This window comes from Halobacillus sp. BBL2006 (genome assembly GCF_000786645.1).
GTDB lineage: Bacteria > Bacillota > Bacilli > Bacillales > Halobacillaceae > Halobacillus.
In genome coordinates this window covers 1-4,444 of sequence record NZ_JRNX01000228.1, presented here as the reverse complement: position 1 = coordinate 4,444, position 4,444 = coordinate 1, and the positions used below count along the sequence as shown (strand labels likewise).

Annotated in this window: 5 protein-coding genes; all 5 read left to right on the top strand. The window is 43.2% G+C overall.

Translation table 11 applies throughout. The features are described 5' to 3' along the window. The coding region (gene uvrA, locus LD39_RS07765; protein WP_035544846.1) for an excinuclease ABC subunit UvrA at positions 1-1,739 on the top strand (1,739 nt) is incomplete at its 5' end. Positions 1,740-1,879: 140 nt separating this feature from the next. Beyond that, entirely contained in the window at positions 1,880-2,251 is a 372-nt protein-coding gene (locus LD39_RS07760; protein ID WP_035544842.1) for a YojF family protein, read from the top strand. Then, on the top strand, positions 2,244-2,897 hold the full coding sequence (bshB2, locus tag LD39_RS07755) for a bacillithiol biosynthesis deacetylase BshB2 (RefSeq protein WP_035544837.1): 654 nt from the start codon (positions 2,244-2,246) through the stop codon (positions 2,895-2,897). Before LD39_RS07760 ends, bshB2 begins: the two co-directional genes overlap by 8 nt. Before the next feature lie 122 nt (positions 2,898-3,019). Continuing rightward, entirely contained in the window at positions 3,020-4,042 is a 1,023-nt protein-coding gene (locus LD39_RS07750) for a DUF4097 family beta strand repeat-containing protein (protein WP_035544844.1), read from the top strand. Between the two features lie 28 nt (positions 4,043-4,070). After that, on the top strand, positions 4,071-4,424 hold the full coding sequence (locus LD39_RS07745) for a phage holin family protein (RefSeq protein WP_035544830.1): 354 nt from the start codon (positions 4,071-4,073) through the stop codon (positions 4,422-4,424). The last annotated feature ends 20 nt before the right edge of the window (positions 4,425-4,444 follow it).

Here is a 4,444-nt window from a genome sequence, read left to right as displayed (position 1 = left end):
ACATCTCCCGCCGTTATAGGGAAACAAGTTCTGATTATATCCGGGAGCAGATGGAAAAGTATATGGCACAGAAGCCTTGCCCGAAATGTAAAGGGAACCGACTTAACGAAGAGGCTCTTGCTGTTTTGATTAATGGGAAACACATCGGTCAAACGACTGATTACTCAGTTACAGAGGCGAAAGACTTCTTTGAATCTCTTGAACTGACTGAAAAAGAAGAGACAATCGCCCGTATGATCCTTAAAGAAATCTGTGAGCGCTTGAGTTTTCTTGCCAATGTCGGCTTGGAGTATTTAACTTTATCCCGCTCAGCTGGAACACTTTCAGGAGGGGAAGCCCAGCGAATCCGTTTGGCGACTCAAATTGGCTCTGCGTTAACAGGTGTGCTTTATGTGCTTGACGAGCCTTCTATCGGTCTCCACCAGCGTGATAACGATCGATTGATCAATACACTGAAGCGGATGAGAGACTTGGATAATACGCTTATTGTTGTGGAGCACGATGAAGACACGATGCTTGCTGCCGATTATTTAATAGATATCGGACCAGGAGCCGGAGCCCATGGGGGAGATATTGTTACTCAAGGGACACCGAAACAAGTTATGAAGAGCGGTAAGTCATTGACCGGCCAATATTTGTCAGGAAAGAAGTTCATTCCTTTACCGGCTGAGCGCCGTAAACCCGATGGACGCTTCTTGGAAATTAAAAAAGCAGAAGAGAACAACCTGAAGAAAGTGAATGCGAAAATTCCTCTAGGGTTGTTCACAGCCGTTACCGGTGTTTCAGGATCAGGAAAGAGTACGTTAATCAATGAAATCTTGTATAAATCCTTATCGATGAAACTTCATAAAGGGAAGCAAAAACCAGGGAAACACGAAACGATTGAAGGGATTGATCAGCTGGATAAGGTCATCGACATCGACCAATCCCCGATCGGACGTACACCAAGATCCAATCCGGCAACCTATACAGGGGTTTTCGATGACATCAGAGATGTTTTTGCTCAAACGAATGAAGCTAAAATCCGCGGCTATAAAAAAGGCCGTTTCAGTTTCAACGTCAAAGGTGGACGCTGCGAAGCCTGCCGCGGAGACGGAATCATCAAAATTGAAATGCACTTCTTACCGGACGTTTATGTTCCATGTGAAGTGTGTGATGGAAAGCGATATAACCGTGAAACACTCGAAGTTAAATATAAAGGTAAAAGTATCGCGGATGTATTAGGGATGACGATTGAAGAAGCTCTCGACTTTTTCGCAAACATTCCAAAGATAAAGCGTAAACTTCAAACCGTAGCGGATGTTGGACTTGAATACATCAAGCTCGGTCAGCCGGCGACGACACTCTCTGGCGGGGAAGCTCAACGTGTGAAATTGGCAAGTGAATTGCACCGCAGGTCGAACGGAAAGTCCTTCTATATTCTTGATGAACCGACGACAGGGCTCCATGTCGATGATATTTCCCGTCTGTTGAAAGTCCTTCAGCGACTCGTAGAGAATGGTGATTCTGTCTTGATTATTGAGCACAATCTTGATGTCATTAAAGAAGCCGACTTCATCCTTGATCTTGGACCAGAAGGTGGAGATAACGGTGGACAGATCATCGCTAGTGGTACACCAGAACAAGTCGCGGATCATTCCGATTCTTACACTGGAAAATATCTGAAGCCGGTTCTAGAGCGCGATCGTAAACGGATGGAGAAAGTGTTGAAATCGAAAGAAAAGGTAACGAGTAAGTAAATATTTTGACGTAGGAAGGATACTTCCGTATCGTTTAAGATACAAAAAGTGAATGAAAAGAGGGGGAAGTCCCTTCCGGTCACTTTATGAGATGATCCATTTACTGAGCAGCAAGAAGCGTTGAACGGGAGGAATTCATAGTGGAAGCAATCATACAAGAAAGAGTTCAAGACAAAATCAATGCGTTATCGAATAAAGATGTGTACGTGCACCTTGAAACGACGAACGGTGCTTATGCCAGCCATTTTGATGAAGAGGCATACAATGTTGGGGCATTTATTAGAAATGCGCAAGTTAAGTATCAACACGGAAAAATCGTCAGTACAGGCGGTTCTTACCGGGTCGGATTGAAGCTTGATCTCGGCTGGGTGTATGCAGAAGGATTAACAGATTTTGAAATTGATGATAAAAATCGTTTGTTGATGGCAGGTCACGATCGCGAGGGCCGTTTGATGGTCGCGCTCGAAATCAGTGAAACGCCATTCTCCCATGAGGCTGATCCTGATGAGTAACCAGCATGTTGTCGTCATTTTTCCTCACCCAGATGATGAATCGTTTGGAGCATCAGGAACAATTTCTAAGTTCAGAGACGAAGGCGTACCAGTCACTTATCTGTGCGGAACGTTAGGGGAAATGGGCAGGAATATGGGTAACCCTGTATTCGCTAATCGTGAATCTCTCTCTTCTTTCCGGAAGAAGGAGCTTGCAGAAGCTGCCAAACAGTTGGATATTGAAGTAGAGTATCTTGGATATCGGGACAAGACATTGGAGTTCGAACCCATCGACCCAATGGCGGAATACCTTAAAGAAAAAATTGTATCCTTGGAGGCAACGACTGTCATTACCCATTATCCTGGATACGCTGTCCACCCGGACCATGATGCTTTAGGTGCGGCTGTAGTGGAAGCAGTAAGCCGCATCGACGAAAAACATCGTCCGGAAGTTTGGATGCACGCCATTTCAAATAACCATGAAGACGATCTCGGTCAGCCTGAAATCGTACATGATATCGAACCTTTTTGGGAGCGGAAGCTTGCCGCCATTAAAGCTCATTTATCACAAGCCGATGGAATGATGAGCTTGATTCAATCGCAAGATCAGCAATCAGAACAATTGGAGCGTTTAAAAACGGAGCGTTTTTATCAATACAAATTTTAATGGAAATTTACACCACCCTGGGAAGACTCACCATCCTTTCAGGGTGTTTTCTTTTGGATCGTGTTTTTGAAACCTTTTGCCAGGGAATGCAGTATTAATGAATAAAGGAGTGGTTAATGACTATGAATAAAGAACGTATGAGAATCTTGAAAATGATTGAAGACGGGACAGTAAACGCAGAGGAAGGCGCAAAACTTCTCGAAGCAGTCGATGAAAATAACAAAAAGAACTCTGATGCAGCTTCGTCCAAATATGGAATCAAACATTTTCTAGGTGATGCTGTAGATAAGATTAAAAATGTTGATTTCGATCTCTCTTTTGGAGAATCTGTTTCCTTTGATTATGAAAAGACGTTAGAACTAAGCGATTTTAATGACCTCGACATTTCAATCGCAAACGGATCTCTTAAGCTTGAGACGTGGGACGAACCTCATGTGAAAGCTTCTTATCACGTGAAAGTCTATCAAGTGAAATCGGAAGAGGAAGCGCGCGAGCGTTTTCTAACGGATGGAGAGTTCTCTATTAAATCAGGACTGCTTCGTCTCGCAAGCCCTTCCAAGAAGATGAAAACGTCCGTGACCTTAAACATTCCTAAAAAACGGTACGAATTTATTAAGGCGAAACTGACCAATGGCGGAATTCGGTTGAATCAGGTTGATAGTGACCATTTCCAATTGAAAACGTCAAACGGAAAAGTTCAGCTCGCTCAAGTAAGTGGTGAAACTTGTAAGATTGAAACAGGGAATGGGGCCATCACGTTAGCGGAAGGTGATCTTGAAACGTGTGAAGTGGATACCATCAATGGAGCCGTCAACCTTTCTGGTCTTTATGGAAAGAGCGACGTGTCCGCATTAAGCGGGAGTATTACGGTCGAACATAAGGGAGAAAAGGCTCATACTGGTTTTTACAAAACGACAGCGGGCAGTGTAAAAGTGAGCCTGCCTCATGAGCGACGTATAGATGGAGTCTTAAGGTCAAAAATGGGAAGCCTAAACTGCCATCTAGAAAATTATAAAATTTTGAAAGATAAAAAGGATGTCGCAAATAAACTTCTTGAATTTGAAGCATTTGAAGAGCATGAACAAGCTTTTCATATTGAAGCCGAAACAAAAACCGGTTCTGTTACCGTTAAAACTCGTGAGTAAGAGTTTCTGATAGAAAGAAGGTTGAACAATGAAAAGTTGGTTGATTCATATTGTTGTGAATGCTGTAGCAATTATTGCAGTCGGGACGTTATTTCAAGCCATCCATATTGATGGGATAGGTGGTGCGCTTCTTGCCGCTTTCATTTTGTCGATTTTGAACGCAATCGTCCGCCCGATCCTCGTCGTGTTGACGCTGCCGATCACCCTGCTTTCCTTAGGTCTGTTCTTATTTGTCATCAATGCGATTACTCTTGCCTTAACTGATTTCTTCTTAGGAAGTACCTTTGAAATCGACGGATTCGGGATGGCGATCCTGGCAGCAATTATCATTTCATTAATCAATTTGATTTTAAACAGCTTAATTAAAGATATGAAAAAATAGAAATAGGATGGGCCGTATGA